The organism is Spirosoma foliorum, assembly GCF_014117325.1.
Classification (GTDB): domain Bacteria; phylum Bacteroidota; class Bacteroidia; order Cytophagales; family Spirosomataceae; genus Spirosoma; species Spirosoma foliorum.
Genome location: NZ_CP059732.1, coordinates 624,205 through 643,210 on the forward strand (window position 1 = coordinate 624,205; position 19,006 = coordinate 643,210).

General features: G+C 45.4%; 21 protein-coding genes. 12 read left to right on the forward strand and 9 right to left on the reverse strand.

Annotated elements, in window-relative coordinates; all coding sequences use genetic code 11:
• Positions 1–24 precede the first annotated feature (24 nt).
• From H3H32_RS02635 to H3H32_RS02655, 5 genes are all read right to left on the reverse strand, one after another.
• Positions 25–2,601, reverse strand: coding sequence for a penicillin-binding protein 1A (locus H3H32_RS02635; protein WP_182461128.1), 2,577 nt, complete (start codon positions 2,599–2,601; stop codon positions 25–27).
• Positions 2,602–2,856: 255 nt separating this feature from the next.
• Positions 2,857–3,336 carry a peptide-methionine (R)-S-oxide reductase MsrB gene (msrB, locus tag H3H32_RS02640; protein ID WP_182461129.1) on the reverse strand — a complete coding sequence of 160 codons (480 nt, stop codon included), beginning with the start codon at positions 3,334–3,336 and terminating at the stop codon, positions 2,857–2,859.
• Positions 3,337–3,478: 142 nt separating this feature from the next.
• A complete protein-coding gene (locus H3H32_RS02645) occupies positions 3,479–4,324 on the reverse strand; it encodes an anti-sigma factor (RefSeq protein ID WP_182461130.1) in 846 nt (281 codons plus the stop codon).
• 19 nt (positions 4,325–4,343) lie between these two features.
• Entirely contained in the window at positions 4,344–4,895 is a 552-nt protein-coding gene (locus tag H3H32_RS02650; RefSeq protein WP_182461131.1) for an RNA polymerase sigma factor, read from the reverse strand.
• A gap of 232 nt (positions 4,896–5,127) precedes the next feature.
• Positions 5,128–6,105 (reverse strand): fasciclin domain-containing protein, encoded by a 978-nt coding sequence (locus H3H32_RS02655; RefSeq protein WP_182461132.1) that lies wholly within the window; start codon positions 6,103–6,105, stop codon positions 5,128–5,130.
• Between the two features lie 137 nt (positions 6,106–6,242).
• Here H3H32_RS02655 and amaB point away from each other — a divergent pair, with 137 nt between their 5' ends.
• Complete coding sequence (gene amaB / locus H3H32_RS02660) at positions 6,243–7,778, forward strand: L-piperidine-6-carboxylate dehydrogenase (protein WP_182461133.1); 1,536 nt, start codon at positions 6,243–6,245, stop codon at positions 7,776–7,778.
• Between the two features lie 87 nt (positions 7,779–7,865).
• On the opposite strand, the gene H3H32_RS02665 is transcribed toward amaB, so the two are convergent.
• The gene (locus H3H32_RS02665; RefSeq protein ID WP_182461134.1) at positions 7,866–8,114 is read right to left on the reverse strand and encodes a helix-turn-helix domain-containing protein; all 249 of its coding nucleotides are present in this window, start codon (positions 8,112–8,114) and stop codon (positions 7,866–7,868) included.
• A 67-nt stretch (positions 8,115–8,181) separates the two neighbouring features.
• Between H3H32_RS02665 and H3H32_RS02670 the strand changes: the two genes are divergently transcribed.
• Both H3H32_RS02670 and H3H32_RS02675 read left to right on the forward strand, forming a co-directional pair.
• Positions 8,182–8,751: a GIY-YIG nuclease family protein gene (locus H3H32_RS02670; protein ID WP_182461135.1), complete on the forward strand. Its 570-nt coding sequence runs from the start codon at positions 8,182–8,184 to the stop codon at positions 8,749–8,751.
• A gap of 178 nt (positions 8,752–8,929) precedes the next feature.
• Positions 8,930–9,955, forward strand: coding sequence for a tyrosine-type recombinase/integrase (locus tag H3H32_RS02675; RefSeq protein WP_240543634.1), 1,026 nt, complete (start codon positions 8,930–8,932; stop codon positions 9,953–9,955).
• A gap of 10 nt (positions 9,956–9,965) precedes the next feature.
• Here H3H32_RS02675 and H3H32_RS02680 read toward each other — a convergent pair whose 3' ends face one another.
• Entirely contained in the window at positions 9,966–10,193 is a 228-nt protein-coding gene (locus tag H3H32_RS02680) for a hypothetical protein (RefSeq protein ID WP_182461136.1), read from the reverse strand.
• A gap of 410 nt (positions 10,194–10,603) precedes the next feature.
• Positions 10,604–10,783 carry a hypothetical protein gene (locus tag H3H32_RS02685; RefSeq protein ID WP_182461137.1) on the reverse strand — a complete coding sequence of 60 codons (180 nt, stop codon included), beginning with the start codon at positions 10,781–10,783 and terminating at the stop codon, positions 10,604–10,606.
• On the opposite strand from H3H32_RS02685, the gene H3H32_RS02690 reads away from it, so the two are divergent.
• The 8 genes from H3H32_RS02690 to H3H32_RS02725 all read left to right on the forward strand — a co-directional run bounded on the left by H3H32_RS02690 (position 10,771) and on the right by H3H32_RS02725 (position 16,930).
• A complete protein-coding gene (locus H3H32_RS02690) occupies positions 10,771–11,082 on the forward strand; it encodes a hypothetical protein (protein WP_182461138.1) in 312 nt (103 codons plus the stop codon). The genes H3H32_RS02685 and H3H32_RS02690 overlap by 13 nt on opposite strands.
• 389 nt (positions 11,083–11,471) lie before the next feature.
• The gene (locus H3H32_RS02695) at positions 11,472–12,215 is read left to right on the forward strand and encodes a DUF6882 domain-containing protein (RefSeq protein WP_182461139.1); all 744 of its coding nucleotides are present in this window, start codon (positions 11,472–11,474) and stop codon (positions 12,213–12,215) included.
• 10 nt (positions 12,216–12,225) lie between these two features.
• Positions 12,226–12,441: a hypothetical protein gene (locus H3H32_RS02700; RefSeq protein ID WP_182461140.1), complete on the forward strand. Its 216-nt coding sequence runs from the start codon at positions 12,226–12,228 to the stop codon at positions 12,439–12,441.
• Positions 12,442–12,719: 278 nt separating this feature from the next.
• On the forward strand, positions 12,720–14,099 hold the full coding sequence (locus tag H3H32_RS02705; protein WP_182461141.1) for an AAA family ATPase: 1,380 nt from the start codon (positions 12,720–12,722) through the stop codon (positions 14,097–14,099).
• Between the two features lie 2 nt (positions 14,100–14,101).
• On the forward strand, positions 14,102–14,761 hold the full coding sequence (locus H3H32_RS02710) for an RloB family protein (protein ID WP_182461142.1): 660 nt from the start codon (positions 14,102–14,104) through the stop codon (positions 14,759–14,761).
• A gap of 336 nt (positions 14,762–15,097) precedes the next feature.
• Positions 15,098–15,304, forward strand: coding sequence for a hypothetical protein (locus H3H32_RS02715; RefSeq protein WP_182461143.1), 207 nt, complete (start codon positions 15,098–15,100; stop codon positions 15,302–15,304).
• A gap of 330 nt (positions 15,305–15,634) precedes the next feature.
• The gene (locus tag H3H32_RS02720) at positions 15,635–16,084 is read left to right on the forward strand and encodes a DUF7684 family protein (RefSeq protein WP_182461144.1); all 450 of its coding nucleotides are present in this window, start codon (positions 15,635–15,637) and stop codon (positions 16,082–16,084) included.
• A gap of 393 nt (positions 16,085–16,477) precedes the next feature.
• Positions 16,478–16,930, forward strand: coding sequence for a DUF4062 domain-containing protein (locus H3H32_RS02725; protein WP_182461145.1), 453 nt, complete (start codon positions 16,478–16,480; stop codon positions 16,928–16,930).
• On the opposite strand, the gene H3H32_RS02730 is transcribed toward H3H32_RS02725, so the two are convergent.
• Positions 16,874–18,266 (reverse strand): IS3 family transposase gene (locus tag H3H32_RS02730; RefSeq protein WP_374191813.1). Its coding sequence is split into 2 segments (ribosomal slippage): positions 16,874–17,876 and positions 17,875–18,266, totalling 1,395 coding nucleotides; the frame shifts between segments, so codons are not numbered across the junction. The two genes, H3H32_RS02725 and H3H32_RS02730, sit on opposite strands and share 57 nt — an antisense overlap.
• 145 nt (positions 18,267–18,411) lie before the next feature.
• Between H3H32_RS02730 and H3H32_RS02735 the strand changes: the two genes are divergently transcribed.
• On the forward strand, positions 18,412–18,987 hold the full coding sequence (locus H3H32_RS02735; protein ID WP_182461146.1) for an SH3 domain-containing protein: 576 nt from the start codon (positions 18,412–18,414) through the stop codon (positions 18,985–18,987).
• The last annotated feature ends 19 nt before the right edge of the window (positions 18,988–19,006 follow it).

Here is a 19,006-nt window from a genome sequence, read left to right on the forward strand (position 1 = left end):
TGACCCGTTAGCTTTTTTGCGATCTTATTGCGCCCCTTTCGTGGTATCGGGTGGCGTAGTTGCGTCAGGTGCCGGGGGCGTAGGGACAAGCGTTGAGTCGCCATATTCACCGTAAACATCGGTTGAATCGGACTCATCTGTCGTCTCTTCATCGCCCGAAGGACCACAGTTTAGGTAGTTTTTAGTAATGCTACCATCGGCTTTTGGGAATGGCCCCTGCAAATTCTTGAACTTCGGATCGGCGTAAACTTTCTCCAGAAAACGCCCAACTAAAGGCAATGCCGTTTTGGCACCTTCGCCCAAATCGGTTGATCGGAAGTGGATGCTTCGGTCATCACCGCCTACCCAGGCACCAACCACTAAGTTATTGGATACGCCCACAAACCAACCGTCTGAGTTGTTCGAGGTGGTCCCGGTTTTGCCACCCATTTCATTATGGTTCTTGAATAAATCAAAGGACCATAAATTCTGAGACGTTCCACCTGCTTCCTGCAAACCGCCCTGGAGCATGTAGCGCATCAGGAATGCGCTTTCGGGGCTAATGGCCCGCTTATGTTGACTTGTGAACGTTTCAATAACGTTTCCGTCCCGATCTTCAATCCGCTGAACAATAATTGGTTCTGTGGACTCGCCGTCATTAACAAATGTGCAGTAAGCGCCTACCAATTCATACAACGAAACGTCCGATGAGCCTAAGCCGATGGAGGGAACAGCCTGTAAGCGGCTCTTAATTCCCATTCGGTGAGCGTATTCAGCTACCCGTTCGGGGCCGACCTGGTCGGTTAATTGGGCTGTAATCGAGTTCACAGATCGCGCCATAGCTCTGCGCAACGTCATATTCGAGTACGAATAAAAGCCCGTTGAATTGCGAGGCTCCCAAATCTTATCTTCCCCGTTTTCCCGATATTCCTTTCGGAAAGGCTTATCTTGAATACGGTCGCAAGGGCTTAAGTTACTAAGCGTATCGTCGATGGCTGTGGTATAAACAAACGGCTTGAACGTAGAACCTGGCTGACGTTTCCCCTGCTTTACGTGATCATATTTGAAATAGTCGTAGTCCAGACCACCAACCCACGCCCGAATATAGCCCGTACGAGGGTCCATAGCCACCATGCCCGATTGCAGGAAGTGCTTGTAATAGGCAATGGAATCGTAGGGAGTCATTTCGGTAGAATCGTAATGACGCTTATTATCCCAGCTAAATACCCGCATTTTGTATTTCACATTCTTCATGTAATACATGACCGAATCCGGGTACATTGGCAGAAAACGCCGACTCAGCGTTTTGTATCGTTCGGTCCGGCGGGCTACGGAGTCGATAAAGGCAGGTATCTCCTTTCCGTCTTCATCCGTCCAGGGGTTGCGGTCGCGCCAATGATTATTGAATGTGCGTTGCAACTGCTTCATTTTCTCATCCGTCGCTTCCTCGGCGTAGCGTTGCATACGCGAGTCGATGGTGGTAATGATGCGCAAACCGTCGGTATACAGATCATACCCGTTTTCTTCGCCCCATTTTTTTACATAATCCTGAACCGCATTTTTGAGGTAACTGGCTGGTCCTGAGTATGGATTCTCGGGTGTGAACTCAGTTATCAATGGTAATGCGCTAATGGAGTCAGCCTGATTTTTGGTCAAATACTTATACTTCGCCATTTGGCCAATTACCACATTCCGGCGTTCGCGGGAGCGATCTGGATTTTTGAGTGGATTGTAGCTCGTTGTCGCTTTCTGCAAGCCAACTAATACGGCCCCTTCCTGTACATTCAGACTGTCGGGGTCTTTGTTGAAAAACGTTCGAGCAGCTGTTTTCAGTCCAAAAGCATTACTGCCGAAATCCACCGTGTTAAAATAGTACGTGATGATTTCGTCTTTCGTGAAGTTTCGCTCCAGTTTGAGCGCCATCAGCCATTCTTTAGACTTATAAATGACTTTCCGAATCAACGGAATGCGCGTAAGTAAGCCTGTAGTGGTTTTTCGGCGGGTTTTGAACAGATTTTTGGCTAACTGTTGTGTGATGGTCGAACCACCTCCATCGCGGCCAAACGTAACCAATGCCCGACCAATAGCGCGCGGATCGACGCCACCGTGGTCATAGAAACGGACATCTTCTGTGGCAATAAGCGCGTTGATAAGCGGTTTCGGAATATTTTCGTACTTGATTGGTGTCCGGTTTTCGGCGTAGAACTTTCCGATCATTACACCATCCTGCGAGTAAATCTCCGATGCCTGATTAAGCTTCGGGTTTTTCAACTCCTCTACGCTAGGCATAGCTCCTGTTAGCCACAGGAAGTTATAGTTGAGCATGAAGACGTAGATGCCCAAAGCCAAAAATGCCCAGAGAAAGCCCTTAACGCCATTTTTGAGGTACGGATAGTACCAGGCTTCAGGATCTATATATTGATGAACAAACGAACGGAAACCATCCTTATAATCTCGGTAGGTCGCTACCCATGAATTAACCCGATCTTCACCTGCGATTCTCGCGATCTGTCGGCCTACTCCGCGTTTGACATTGCCTAGCATCTGGCGTTGTCGAATCCGTTGTCGAAATGCTCCAAAAGCGTGCCGAACAGCGCGGAATCGCTCCCTATATTGACTCATGCTTTTTTTTCTAAGAATACTCGACTTAGCTCTACAAGTAACTGCTCTGTAGCAGTTAGCTTCCTAAAACGGAAGCAAATTAACCCCAACCGAGTTGGGCCGGGCGGGGTGTCAAAGATAACGTATTTTTGGCCGATGTGATATACAAAAGCCGGACTGTATATACAGCCCGGCTGGTTATTAAGAAAGAGGGAGGAAGGGGACGAGAGGAAATTCACTAACGGCGATATCCCTCTACTTCTTTCCCTTCTCTTTTTATTTTTTCTCGAATGTCATGGCTACGCCATTCATGCAGTAACGAAGTCCTGTAGGTTTGGGGCCATCATTGAACACGTGACCTAAGTGACCTCCGCAAACACTACACATCACTTCGGTACGAACCATACCATATGATTTGTCGGTCTCTTCATGAACAGCTGTTTTCGAGATCGGCGCATAAAAGCTTGGCCAACCCGTACCCGAATTAAACTTTGTATCGGACGAGAATAAGGGACTATGGCAACCTGCACAATAAAATGTGCCATGATCGTGAATATCATTTAACGGACTGGTGAAGGCCCGTTCGGTTCCGTGTTCCCGCAGTACCGCGTATTGATCTGGTGTTAGAATCTTCTTCCACTCGGCATTCGTTTTCACGACTTTCTTCGGTGGTGTATCATCTAGTGTACTGACGTTTGTAAAGGCAACACTAGTAAACAGACACGCTGGCAATAAAAAAAGCAGGATATTTTTCATAGGTTTTATGCGTAAGGATTGTAAGTTGATATACGTTTTCTTCGTGCATCAGGATTTCATTCGTCGGCTTTTGCAGCCAACAGAACCTCCTAACCACCTACGTAAGCGGTTAGTTTAAAAACAAGAAAACAGAGAGACTCGTTCAGGCATTTACCGTGGCTATAGCCAGCAATGTGGAGAGGGTAGGGGTAGGACTTCCTCCACGATTTTCAACCGTCACCGCAAACGCATCAGCCCGATTGACCGAGCGATTCAGGCGTTGCATTAACGCATTTCCGTTGGTTGCTTCAAACACACCTGCATCAACCGGCTTGCCATCTACCATGCACCAAAGCTGGTACTGCTTATCGGCAGGAAGGGCAGGGAGTGAGCGAACATCAACCGCTACCTGATGGGTGCGGCTATTCCATAAAACAAGCATAGTGCCCTGCGGGGCCTTTTCATTCCCTTGTAACTCGATGGTCCGCAAGCCAGGTTGGCGTAACATGGCTAACGCCTGATTACTCTGGTTTTGGTTTTCGCGGAGTTGGCGCATCTCCGATTGGAGTGTTTCGTTTGTGGCCCGAGTAGCGGCAAGCGTTTTCTGATTTGTGCGTAACTGCGATAATAAGAAGAATGAAAATAGTAGTACCAATAGCCCAACCGATGCCGCTACGACCCAGGTAGTCCGGAAGGCGAGTCCGGTTGTAATAGGGCCTTCTGCCGCCAAATTGACTGGCATAGGGCGAATAATCGTTTCTTTTTCAGCTTCTACTACAGGTTTCTCGAAATTAAGTTGTTGAAGCAACTTGTCTTTTACGGAAACGGGGGGCTCTACGCTATGCAAAAGAGCATAGTTTTCAAGCGCTTCTGATAGTTGGTCAAGTTCGTGCCGTATATCAGGATAGATAGAAGAAAGGCACTCGACCTCGCGTCGTTCCTGGTCGCTCACCGCGCCCATGACGTAAGACTCTAAGACACCTGACGCTATGTATTCCGTGACGTTCATAATTGTTGGAGTACGTTCATTACTTAAATAGTTGTTTCAGCTCCTGCAGGGCAGCCCGCACTCGGGTTTTTACCGTTCCCAGTGGCAGGTTTAGCTTTTCGGCGGCTTCTTCATGCGTATACCCTCCGAAGTAAACCAGGTCAATAAGTTGTTTGCGTTCAGGTCTTAACTGATCAACTACTTCCTTAATGCCGATGTGCTCAGGATTCGGTTGCTCTGTATTATGCTGCCGATCAACAATATGTACGTTCTCCTCATCAGTTCGGATTGCGTTAGTGGGTTGAGTTTTACGGGCACGTAACGAATCGATGGCTGTATTGCGGGCAACATTTAGCATCCAGGTGAACAAACGTCCCTTACTGGAATCGTATCCATCTAAGTTTTTCCAGATTTTAACGAAAATATCCTGCAGGAGATCAGCCGCTTGTTCGTCATCGCGCACGATACGTAACACAACCCCATATAGGGCTGGGGAGTACTGATCGTAAAGCCATTGAAATGCCTGTTGATCGCGCTGAATTAGCTTTTCGATCAAGACACTTTCTGACACTAAAGAGGACTGGCGTTTCACGCAATAGGTATTAAGATGACCAAATATAGAGAGAATTTTAAAAAATGAATGGGCCCCAGCAGGTCCGCGATCATTATACTACTATAGAAAAAGCTGTTTTTCAGGATTGGCCCAAACCAAAAGCCAAAAATCGATGCAAATCGTTTAGTATAAAACGACTTGCATCGATTTGACTACAACTATAACTTATTTTGCGATACAAAAACAATATGTTTTCGTTTGAACGATTTTTTTATCTAAAGGCTGATCCTCCTGCTTTGGGCATGAGGACGCTATCAACGCCATAAACAATTCCATTCGCCTGGCGATAATCGGTATTGTCGAGGTGGGCTGTATTTCCCTGCTCATCCGTTAAGGCGATACGCCCATCGGCATCAAGCGAAGCAGTAAGCATACTACCCGATACCGTTTTGAGCTGCGCTTTTCCGTTTGCAGCATTGATCTTTTTGCTTAGCTCTTCTTTATTGAGCGAGCCCGCTAAAACATGGTAAGATAACAACTGCTTCAGGGCTGTTTTGTTGCTGCCGTCCAGTAAACCTGCCTGTACAGCGGAAGGGAGTTTTTTAAAGGCATTATTGGTAGGCGCGAAAAGGGTATAAGGCCCCGTTCCTTTAAGCATGTCGAATAAATCGGAGGATTGAAGGGCGTTCTGTAGCGTTGTGTAATTAGGCGATGAGGCCATAAAGTCGCCAATACTGGTATTCCGAACAGTGCTTCCTGCTTTTACAGCTGGCGTTTCGGTCATTTTGGCCCCTTTCACCGCTTCAACATTCCCTGCATCTGAATTGACCGCATTCGTTGTTTGGGGCTCATTGTACTGATTCGGTTTACTTTTCAGGGTATTAGGATTGCTGCCCACACCACTGGTTGGGTTGGTGGCATTGTTGGAGTTGTAATTGGTTAAATTACTGTTGTTCATTGTTGTGCCATCACTGGCTGAACTTTCCCGGTAGCGGGCATCTTGTACCGACGTATTGGTGGTACCGTTATTTCCCGCTTTGGCATTCTGATTCATCAGTTTCTTCGACTGCCTCATGGCTCGTTTTTGGTTACGGGCTGCCGCTTTGGGCGAGATTGAATCAGGGGCGATAGCTCCTTGCGGATAAGTTGTTGAGGTAGCTGCGCCAACCGGAGTTGTCTGCGCTCTGCCAGTAGTGATGGTCAGCACGATTCCAAGCGCGAAGAGACCAAAAGATTGCTTGATTTTCATAACGTTGTGCCGTTTGTACGGATCGTTGAGTGTTCTGCTTTAACCGATCGTACGGCAAAAAGTTTGTCGTTTAATAGGCATTGTTTGCGTAAAGGCCGGTAGATTTGCTTTCGTCTCAACAAACCACAAACGTAGCTATGCAGTCTATTCTTCCCCTGCCTACTCAGCCAATTAAGCCTGGCACCAGCACCGGGCAGAACTTCTGGCCTACCGACACCGTCGGCAGTCATAAGCCCCTTGATTCCTATTCGCCCGCCGATGGCCAATTGATTGCGCGCGTTCATCTATCGACGCGTGCTGATTACGACCGTGTTGTCGAGACGGCACAAGCGGCTTTTGCCGAATGGCGACTGGTTCCGGCACCGCGCCGGGGCGAGATTGTTCGGCAGATGGGCGACCAGTTTCGGCGTTACAAACGAGAATTGGGCACCCTGGTTAGTTATGAGATGGGTAAATCATTGCAAGAAGGGCTGGGGGAGGTTCAAGAAATTATCGACATCTGCGATTTTGCGGTAGGTCAGTCGCGGCAGCTCTATGGCTTGTCGATGCATTCCGAACGACCTGCCCACCGAATGCTGGAGCAATGGCATCCGCTGGGGATTGTTGGGATTATTTCGGCCTTCAATTTCCCGGTAGCGGTTTGGTCGTGGAATGCTATGCTTGCCTGGGTATGCGGAGATGTGTGTATCTGGAAACCGTCGGAAAAAACGCCCTTAACGGCTTTAGCCTGCCAGCAGATTATTGGCGATGTATTGCGGAATAATGACGTTCCCGAAGGCGTGTCCTGTCTGGTCACAGGTGGTCATGAAGCGGGCGAGTGGTTGGCGCGCGATCCACGGGTAGCGCTTGTGTCGGCAACGGGCAGTACCCGCATGGGAAAAGCGGTAGCCGAGGCTGTGGCCGGGCGATTGGGAAAAAGCCTGCTCGAACTGGGCGGTAACAACGCGATTATCGTATCGGAACATGCCGATCTGGATATGGCCATTCCAGCTATTGTGTTTGGCGCGGTAGGGACAGCCGGTCAGCGGTGCACCACTACGCGCCGAATTATTGTTCAGGAAAGTATTTACGACGATGTGAAAGTCCGACTCAAAAAAGCCTATGCGCAACTGCGTATTGGCAACCCATTAGATGAGTCGTTTCATGTTGGGCCTGTTATTGATCAGTCGGCTGTACAAGGCTATCTGACCACTGTAAATGAGATAGGAGAATTAGGGGGGCGTTTTCTGGTTGAGCCCGGTGTGATTGATGGATTAGGTTTTGAGTCAGGCTGTTACGTGCGCCCCTGTATTGCTGAAGCCAAAAATAGTTGGCCGGTTGTTCAGCGCGAAACATTTGCTCCTATTCTTTATTTGCTCAAATACAGCACGTTAGAGGATGCTATTTCGCAGCAGAATGGCGTGCCTCAAGGATTGTCGTCGGCAATTTTTACCCTGAACCTCCGCGAAGCCGAACGATTCCTGTCGATGGTCGGGTCTGATTGTGGAATTGCCAACGTGAACATTGGCACGTCGGGTGCTGAAATTGGCGGGGCTTTTGGAGGTGAAAAAGAAACGGGTGGTGGACGTGAGTCGGGCTCTGATGCCTGGAAAGCGTACATGCGTCGACAAACCAACACGATCAATTATGGCACCACCATGCCTTTGGCGCAGGGTATCACATTTGAGTTATAAGAAGTGACTGATGGTTAGTGTTAATGCTTCGAATAGGACTTTCTTTAGAAAGTCCTATTTTTTTTGACCCTACCTCGAACGTCAATTTTACTTTCCCATCGTTGGCGCTCCTTCTCCCGTGAGCACATAGCGCATGTTCATGGTCGGGAATTTGCCCGCTATTTCGGCAAGCGACTCGCTGCTGAGGTACGTTTTGTTGCCGATATGCCGGTAGAATTTTTCCCGGCTGTACCCCAATTCTTTCGCTAACCGGTAGACCGTCATGTCTTGCGCGGCCAGGGCTTCTTTGAGCCATTTACCCTGAATACTGCTCTTCTTTTCTCGTCTTCCTGCCATAAAACAAAGATAAAAAATATATGTATTTTTTGTTGTATATAAGTATTGTTTGTATTATATTTAAAGCATGAAAATCACCGAAAAAACACCCCAAACGTGCCTTGACCTGGGCCAAATTCTGGATAGCGTTGCGCTGCTGACGCCCCATCCCTGCATCTATTATTTGCTGGATGCCGACAACGAAATCATGTATGTAGGGCAGACCGTAAATCTTCAGTCGCGGCTGCTGGAGCATCGGGTTTCGGGCCTGAATTTCGTTCGGGTTCGCTTCCATACCTGCGAAGCCAGCGATCTGGATCGGCTGGAACAGGAAGCGCTTTCCCGATTCAAGCCCAGATTGACTCAGCCACCTAAAGCAACATCAACGTCGGGCTGTTTAAGTAAGCAACTGATCTGCTTAAAGTACAATATCACACCTATTGCCTTTGAGCGGCTTCGGGAAGCATTTCGACTCTATCCGATTAGTGTATTCGGGAACACAAAATACTATAAGCCTGAAGACGTGGAGGCCTGGGTGAAGCGCTTCAAAGGACTGATTGTATCCGGGCGATATGTCTTACAGGCTGGGCCTACTTATGTAGCCGTAGGAATCAGCAGTCGAACAAAACTGATTCAAGTCTATACAACTAAACCGTGAAGTGCTAATGATCACGATTCGTATCGATGAGAAGGACTCCACTCTGTTGGCCGTCTCTTTTCCCGAAGACCCTGTTGGCAATAACCTAATCCGTGAAATTTGGGGTTGAAGGTGGGGTTTTTCTCGTCGATGCTGGCTTGTACCGAATACACGTGAGTCTATTGTACAGATTGGGAAATTGTTTGGGAAGGATTATTGTCGGTTCGATGAAGCCATTGTACGACGCTATAAACCTGGTGCTACCAATGCCGAAATAGAACAGGCTGCTAACCCGTCCTGGCCACCGATTAACAAACGTATTGCAGGTGCGCACCGACTGTTGTTCCGCTTTTCTCCACGTCTGGGAGAGTTTGATAAACACCCAGTTATAATTTCACTGTGTAACACCCTGAGTATCCAGAATTATAGCTATAAAACGCTCAGGAATTATAAGCAGGCTATTATCGCACTCATTCGTTATAGCGATCCTAAGTCGATTGATGAACTTACTAAACCTCAGTATCAGGCGTATTTACTATTTCTGGTAGAGAAGAAACGACTGAGTTCGTCTACGCTCAATATCCATATAAATGCGTGGAAGTTTTATCAGGAGAAAGTACTGCTTCGAGACAAAGAGTTCTACGAGATCGACTACCCCCGACAGGCCACTAAGCTCCCAACTGTGTATAGTGTGGCTGAGGTGAAGGCAATATTCAGCGCTACAACAAGCCAAAAATACCGTACACTTTTTATGTTAGTCTATGCTACTGGTATACGCCTTAGCGAAGTTGCTCAATTACGTTTGACCGACATTGATTGGATGCGCCGGCTCATTAGTATTCGGGGAGGTAAGGGGAAGAAAGACCGCGTTGTGATGCTGACGGCAAAACTGGAGAAAACACTTCGAGAGTATCTTAATCACCATACAGCCATCATTGGATCACATCAAACATTTTTGTTCGAAGATCTGGAAACAGGTGAGCCACTTGCTAATCGTACTATTCAGCAAGTGTATAGTGATACCATTTATGCTGCGGGCATTCAAAAAAAAGGCGGTATCCATACATTACGCCATAGCTTTGCTACCCATTTACTGGAGTCTGGTACCGATATTCGATATATCCAGCAACTACTCGGGCATGAAAGCATCTTGACAACTATGCGTTATACTCATGTGACAGCCGATAAAATAAGCACGCTTAGAAGTCCGCTTGATGATTTATAGTTGACCGTTCTTATAAAATATGTGGCCGGAGTAGCGGACGAAGCTGTGATAAACTATAGAATTTTCGTTTCAGAATGTACCCTTGCGTAGTACCAATGACGACTCGTTTATTGGTTTTTACCTGCCCTCTCGAGTCGAAACGGTATAATTGTTTATCGTGTCCGAAAAAGTAGTTGGGGAAACCATGAATATCCCAAACTCGCTCAACCAATTGAGTAATAGGAACTATTTTTGCCATATTGTTTGCAAAAATAGGCGAGTCTACCTATAGTTGTGTCGCTATTCAATGCAAATATGTGTATACTCATAGAAGCGCAATTTCTGAGAGTAAAGCTTAATATTAATTAACTGCTTATCAGGCTTTTAATATTAAGCAGACTTGCGTACAATAGTATGTTGGGTGAAGCCAAAAAGTAGTGCTCGTTTGTGGGCTTCGTGTGACAAGCCGCACGTCCCAACGTCAGGCTGTTTGGCTCGTTAGGTGGGTTGGGTTTGACACGAGGGTCGTCAGAGTGGGGGCACTTTTTGGGTTTCGGTCGACACCAGAATCGCTCCGATTAGGAAGCCCAGAGCGAGTTCGGCACGTAGCGTTTGGCAGGGCAGCCGCCCTGCTTGGTGTGCCTGAAAAAAAACAGACTCGGAATCGCACTAGCGGAACGTAGCAATGGCTTCGCGTGGATCTGAAAAGCGGTTGTGTGCGTTGTTATTCGCTTTGCGCTGCCAGCCTTCCCGGTGACAGGGAGCCCGTCCCGGTGGAAGCTTTGCAGCCCAACCAAACGAGGGTGTAAAGGTTGACGCTGCGGTTGTTGTTTTGAGTGGTCTCATCATCCATCAGCCCTCGCGGGCGTTGGGTGGCGGGTCAAAGCAATGCTTATTTGCCAGCGTTTCGGCGACAGGTTTCACGTCCCGCGACAGGGCGGTTTCGGCTCATTTGGCGGCTCCCGTTGACAAGCAAAACGCCCCGACAGTCGGGTTTTGACAAGTTGGGCGGGTTGGGTGCGACAGCGCAAACGCCCTGGTGGTTGCGGCTCGACAGAAATGGATTCGTTCCGTTGTTGAGCTTCGCCAATCGCCCTAAAAATCGGATTGTGCGTTTTACTCGCTCCGCGTGGGCAGGCTACCGCTGACAAGATGCTCGTCCTGTCGTAAAGTCAGCAGCCCAACCAAACAGGGGTGTAAAGGCAGGCGGCTATGTTTGGTGTTTGAAGTAGTCTCAGCGGCCATCAACCCCTGTGGTCGTTGGGTGCGCCAGACAGGTATAAAGCAACGTATTAGTCAGGCTTCAGTCGACAGGAAACATATCTCGATAAGTAACTTTTGGGTTCATTTGCCGTCTCACGTGTGACACCAGAAGCATCCCGGTAAGGGAGTTGAAAAAAGTAAGTTTGCCACGTAACGTTCGACAAGCCAACCGCTCCAACAGGATAGCTTTGGGACTCGTGTATCGCCTTTCCGCCGACAGGTCAAACTCTTAGGTGAGTAATCAAACTACAGTTAAACCAATTACACACATTATATGAGTTTTTTCAAAAACCTTTTTGGAAAGTCTGAATCAGCTAAACCCCAATCTGAACCTACTACAAAACCAATTTCTGTAACATTTCCACCAGCGCAAACAGAAGATGAACTGTTTGCCCAATATGGTGCACTTGGCTTTGAAAAACAGGCTGATGTTCCTACTGTTGTAGGTAACAACTCGTGGGGTGTTGACATGAACAGTGGTACAATCACATTTGGGTCAAGTCTACGGTTTCCAATTCAGGTGCTGGGTACGATCTCTCATTCCTCAAATACGTGGTTGTGGGCGTGGGCCAACGAGAAATCTGGCATTCCTGCTAACCTGCTTGAACAGGCTAACCAGCTAAAAAAATACGGTGAAACAAATGGCATTGATTTATTGCAGGTGAGTCAGTTTGACGCAGACATCAATGACCTGCATAAAATTGGTTGCATTGCTAGTGGGATGCTTGACTCAAGTTGTTATTACATCGCCGATTATGGCAAAGGGGCAATGTTAGTGACCATCAAGGCGAAAGAGTTTGAGGCAGTTCAAAAAAATACTCATTTTCTTATGATAACTACCTTCCCACAGCTTATTTCAAATTTTAATGTGGATCATCGAGCGGCTTTTACAAATTATTTGCAAGCAAAAGGCTACACAGTTAGTGAAACGGTTAATCAGGTACGTGGACAAAATGGTTCTGACTCTCTTGTAGGCGAGTTCGATGAGCAAAGTCGGCTAACTAATATAACAAGCTAAATCGCTCCGCGTGGGCAGCCTTCCCGCGACAGGACTCACGTCCCGTCGGCAGGCGGACAGCCCAACCAAACAGGGGTGTAAAGGTGCAGGTGGTTCGTGTTCAGGTAAGTTTTTTAATCACCATCAGCCCCTGTGGGCGTTGGGTGGCCCAAGTCCAAAAAGTGTGTTTGCCGTCGTCTCGGCGACAGGCCGCACGTCTCGAGACAGGGCGGCTCTGGCTCGTTAGGCGGTTCCGGTCGACACAAGAAACGCCGGAGTTGGCGGCTTTTTTTGGTCGCCTGCGACACAGGATACGCTTCGGGTTAGGTAAGCATAGACACAGATTTCGACCTTTATGTTAACGGGTCGCACGTCAAAATGGAAAAGTTATTGGCTTGCAAATTGCATTCTCTGATAGGTTGACTCGGGATGGTAGACGAATTTTCATCGGTGTAACATGAAATTTGTAAAACTTACTCTAGTTGTGATTTTTTCACTACATTTGAGCGAAAAACCACTAGTGGTATGTTAATAAGATTCACTGTAGAGAATTTCTTGTCATTTAGGGATAGGGTCTCTTTCTCTATGATCCCTGGAAAAGGCACGCTTAAACAATCTCATAAGACAAAACCTGTCAAGGGTGTTTCAACCCTTAAGGCTGCTGTAATACTAGGCGCTAATGCTTCAGGCAAATCAAACATAATCAAAGCTCTAGACTTTGGTAAAATTTTACTACTTAGTGGTGTAAAAAGTGAACAGCCAATTAAATATCAACCCTTTAGATTAAATTCCAAATCGGTAAATAGTAATTCTAGAATTGAATATGAATTTCAGCATAAGGGAAAAAATTACGCTTATGGTTTTGTTTTTAACTCAAGGGAGATCGTTGAAGAATGGCTTTTTGAATTAACTAGTAAATCTGAGTCTAAAATTTTTGAACGTAATATAAAACTTAGATCCATATACGATTTAGAGCCGTTGTTGAAGAAAAGTAAAAAAGATGAACAAAGGCAGTTTTTGAATTTTATTGCCAAAAGTACGCCCAATAATCAGCTATTTTTAACTGAAATACGAACTCGAAGAGTCAAAGAGAATGTAGGAGATATTTCAGATTTATTGAATGTTATTGATTGGTTTCAGAATTCTTTAAAAATTGTTTTTCCTGATGATAAATACAAGGAAGGAATTAAATCAGAGTTAAAAGACGACTCGAAACTACAAATCACTTTTGAAGAACTATTAAAATACTTTGATACAGGAATAAGTGGTATCTGTTTAGAGAAAGTGGAATTTGATTCTATCGAATTGCCTACTGAAATACTTGATAAAATTAAAGAAGATTTATTAGATCAAAAGACCGAAAATATTCGTCTTATTCTGCCGCTTAAGAGTAGTACTTATTTTATATCGAAGACAAAAAATAAAAATTTGTCTGTTCAAAAGTTTATGACCAAACACAACGTAGCTGGGCAAAAAAAACCAGAACTGTTCGATACACGTGACGAATCAGATGGAACAAACAGAATAATTGATCTTATACCTTTTATAATTGATTTACTGCAAGGCGATAATGTATTCATAATAGATGAGATGGAACGCAGTCTTCATCCTAATTTAATATACGACCTATTTGATTTATTTTTAGATAAAAGCGAGAACATTAACAGTCAGTTAATTGTAGCAAGCCATGAATCAACTTTGTTGACTCAAAAGCTTTTACGAAAAGATGAAATATGGTTTGTTACTAAAGATGAAGAAGGGAATAGCCGTTTACATTCGCTTGAAGAATATAACATCCGTTTTGATAAGGAAATCAGGAAAGATTATTTACTAGGCAGGTACAAGGCTGTGCCTAGAATTGGAAATCGCAATAAGTTAACATCTTTACCTAATCAGGACAACTAAAGATGCCAAGGGAAAGAGCAGAGCTAATCAGAATAAGCGGAGTAAAAGAACGCGAAAAGATGTTTCTTTTAGCTTATGAGGGTAACGAAACAGAACCAACTTATTTCGAAGCTCTGAAAAATGATTACAGATTTAATAATGATATAATTGAAATCGTTTCCCTAAGGCGTGATAAGAGAGATACAAAAAGTGCTCCAAAATATGTGTTTGAGAATCTCCGAAAAATAAAGGATGAATATAACCTAGGAATTGATGATGAATTATGGATGATAATTGATAGGGATAGAAATAGAAACAATATCGAAAAATATTACCAAAAATGCCAAGAAGAAACTAATTTTTTCTTGGCATTGAGTAACCCATGTTTTGAATTATGGTTATTACTGCATATTAAAGATTTATTAGAATTTACTGAAGAAGAATTAATACAGATTACAGAAAACAGAAAGATCAGGCCAAAAGGAAGGAGAACTTACTTGAAGAAGCTGTTGAGTCAAATTCTATCTGATGGTTACAACGAATCAAATTTACGTCCCGAAAGATTCTTACCCTATATTGAAGAAGCAGTTAGAAGAGCAAAGAGTTTAAATAATCCACAAGAAAATTATCCTACAGGTTTGGGTACGGACATTTATAAACTCGTCGAAAAATTAATATATTGAAAATATAATGATGGGAGTTGTCGGGTGACAGGGAGCACGTCCCGAAGGAGAGCGGGCAGCCCAACCAAACAGGGGCGTAAAGGTGAAAGTGGCTCATGTTCAGGGCACTTGCGCCTGCTCCATCGGCCCCTGTTGGCGTTGGGTGAACCAGCCAAGATGTGTTTACAAGGCGGGTTACCTGCGACAGTGGAGACGCCCTAACACGCAGACTTTGGGCTCGTTGATTGGGTTCCGGTTGACAAGCCAAGCGCCCCGGTTAAGTGGCTTGAAAGTGAGTTTGCAACCTCGTGTGCGACAAGCTAATCGCTTTTTGTACATCCCTTCGACAGATAATTTATGAACATCAAACTGCTATTTTTGGGACTCGGTTTGCTTTTATTCATTTCATCCTTTTTGGTCGAAGGCGAGGCTTTTGACATTCAGCTTTATGCTACCTATTTTGTCATTGGTTGGGGCAGTGTATTAAAGGGTTTAGGCTTTTTGTTTTGCTTAATTAGTGGAGTTTATTTTTTGCTTAACCGTCAAGTTAGTAGGCGGCAATGACGCTCCGCGCGGGCAGGCTACCTGTGACAAGACGCATGTCCCTCAGGAGGCTTGGCAGCCCAACCAAATGAGTGTGTAAAGGTTCAGGTACGCTTGTTCAGTTGAAGACTCGCCCACCATCAACACTCATGAGCGTTGGGTGAACACAACAGCGGATAACGTAGCGGTGGGCTCTCGTACGACAGTAAGCTCGTCCCGAAGTCGGGCTGTTTGGCTCGTTGGCCGGCTTCCGGTCGACAAGGGTCACGGCTCAACATGCAAGCTTTTGGCTCATGGGTTAGCCTCGGTTGACAAACAGCATGACTCAACAATAAACTTGAAGGAATTACTTTGGCAAGGCGTATTAATTCTCGCGACATTCTTTTGGTTGAGTATAACACTGCTCAAAACTGGTATGCTCAAATTCCAATTAAAAATTGGTTATGTGTTTTAGTGAGTGATAACCGGGAAAGGAGGTATCTTGATGAAGTCATCTCAAAAATTATCCTCAAGGATGTTTGCTGGATAGCCACAGTTGGGAAGCAATGTGAAGAGGTACACGATTTGATAGATGAAGAAATCGTATTTAGGGAAGTAGAGGAAGAAGACAAGCCTTACCTTCCTAGTCATGCTATAATGACCACTTGGCATCATGATTTTGAGGACGGTATCTGGTTTTCAATTATCGCAGCCAATGACGATGAGGTTGACATTGAGACAGTTGTCATTCTGGATATGACCAATGGAGAAAGAATGGCTGATATTCAGACAGCTCTTGACAAGGCTGAATACGATAGGTAGAAAGGTTCTGATCTCCTCTGCCGTCCTTCGGGCGACAGGGAGCACGTCCCGCCGGAAAGCGGGGCAGCCCAACCAAACAGGGGTGTAAAGGTTGAAAGTTCGTTTGTTGTCTTGGGTGGTTTCATCATCCATCAGCCCCTGTTGGCGTTGGGTGATGCGAACAGGCTGAAAAACAACGTAGTGGCCGGGTTTCGTGTGACAACGCTCACAGCTCGTTAGGCTGATTTTTGGATTGTTTGCAAGCGTCGGTTGACACGAGAATCGCCCCGTTAGGCAAATTAATGGGTTGGTTGAAAGTAGACTTTCGGGCGACAAAAGACTCTCTTTTATTAATATAGTGTACTGTCCCACTTTAGTTCTTACTTTTAACATTGAGCGAGAGTAACTTTAAAGATGAAAAAATTACAAGTATTTGTATCATCCACATATAGTGATTTGTTAGAGGAGCGCCAAGCCTGTGTCGAAACCATTTTGCAGGCAGGTCACATACCCGCAGGTATGGAGTTATTTGCAGCAGGAAGTGAAACCCAGCTTGAAACGATAAAAAGATGGATTGATGCTTCTGATGTTTACATGCTACTTTTAGGTGGTAGATACGGCTCTTTAGACCCAAAGACTAAGCTGGCATATACAGAAGTCGAATATAGATACGCTATCGAAAAGAAAAAGCCCGTTTTCGCTGTGGTTATGTCAGATGCTTTTCTTGATACGAAAATAACTCAAGTTGGTAGAGCATGTATGTCGTCAAATGAAAGTGGACAGACGCGGGTGAAAAGAGAAGAGATGGTTTTAGCCACTTTGGGCTCGCTGAAAAATATGATTTTTCCGGCGTTGGGACAAACTTAGCTGCTTCGTTTTTTGCCGACTAGCCAAGATCTGCTCTTGACGACCCCAGTACGCATCGGCTGGCCGTACGTTGTCCAGTGATTCATGGTAGCGTTGATGATTATAATAGTCTACCCACTCCGTTAGGCGTTCTCTCAACTCATCCGGACTATAGTAGTGTTCTAATAACAGCACGTTTTTCATGGATCGATGATACCGCTCGATCTTTCCTTGGGTCATCGGATGAAAGGGAGCGCTACGAATATGATCGATGCTTTCTCCTTTCAGATAATCCTTTAGATAGCGAGATACATAAGCCGAACCATTGTCGGAGAGCATACGAGGCCGCTGACCACTTTTCAGACTACTCGCTTTCAGAGCAGCTTGCACGGTTCGCTCTACATCTGTCGCTTGCATGCCCGGACATAATTCCCAAGCTAAGATGTACCGAGAATAATCATCCAATACCGTCGACAGATAATACCAACCCCAGTGCTTGATCTTGAAATAGGTGAAGTCAGTCTGCCAGAGTTGATTGGGAGCCGTGGTCGGATTATAGAAGTGGTCAGCCGCTTCCATCAACCGATAAGCAGGGGTAGTGATTAGCCCCCGACTTTTGAGAACCCGGTAAACGGTGGATTCGGAGACAAACCACTGCTCATTATCAACGATATAGCAAGCCAGTTCGCGACTGGAAAGGTCAGGTCGATCTAAAGCTAGCTCAACAATCCGATTTTTTTCGCCGATTGGTAGTTGATTCCAGATGCTTGTACGACGGCAAGGTTGATCGGCCAAGCCATCAAAGCCAGCGCTTAAATAACGCTTATACCAGCTGTAAAAAGTAGCTCGGTTGATCCCCAGTTCCTGTAACGTGGCCTTTACACTGATGGGTGACTGTTCGACTAAGCTTATAATCTCCATTTTCTCGGACTGAGTCATGTGATGATCGGGGTTAATCGTCGGCCTTAAGGCTTTTTTTTAATACCCGATTCTCTAAGCTCAGTTCGGCTACCAGCTGTTTAAGAGCCTCATTTTCGGACTTGATGGACTGCACTTCGGGAGCGGTGGCTTCTCGAGTTGTATCACCCGCCAGTCGTTTCTTACCCGCTTCGAGAAACTCTTTACTCCAGCGGTAATAAATGTTGGTGTTGAGCCCTTCCCGCCGACAGATCTCAGCTACTGACTGTTCGCCTTGCAAGCCTTCTAGCACAATGCGAATCTTTTCTTCAGCGGTGTATTGGCGTCGGGTTTGTCGCTGAATGTCTTTGATGATGGATAAAGCAGGCTTGCGCTCGGCAGAGGTGGGAGATTGCGAGGCTGTGCGCTTGGCTTTGGAGGTTTTAGCCGAATTGGACATAATTAAGGAGGTTTGAGTGAAACAATTTACTGAATTGTCTCTTCTCATTTTCACCCCTTTTGTCCACTTTCATTTGACGACGTACAGTAGAGCAGTCCTTGAGCAGGATAACGTCGATAAGTACAGGAAATTCAAGAAAGTTGTGATGTCAAAAATCGTCAAATTTTTTGACAGCTTGGATGGAATAAAATTGGCTATTTTTCAGTCAATGATTGAAATTGATAGCCGCTACAATTTAGAAGGCTGGGTTAGAGGAAGCGAAGTTGTAGATGTAAAGCCGCTAATCAGTCAAATATCTGCCCTTACTCAAGAAAACGCTGATTTAAAGAGGGAGATTGCCAGCTTGCGTAAAAATGCTGTTAAGCAATCGAAATCAAAACGTACTTTAAAACAGTTTGAGTTACAGGGCACTATTCATACTGTTGAGCATTGGCGAGATATGCTAACTAAAGTGTTAGGAATCTTTGCTGAACAAAAACGATTTAAAGACCCGGATGTACTATTGAATCTGAACAATAACCGAGCTACATTTTTTACTTTTGACGAATCAAAGGTTAGCCGTCCTCACAAAATTCCATTAACAAATCTGTATCTCGGAACTCATCAAAGCCCTGATAGTTTTCAAAGATTAACGCGGTTAGTTGTCGAAGCCATTGGTTTACCTGAAAGCTCTTTCAAAATAATCGGAGAATTGCCTAATCCCAACGCACATTCAGATTGAAGGTGTATCTCTATAAATG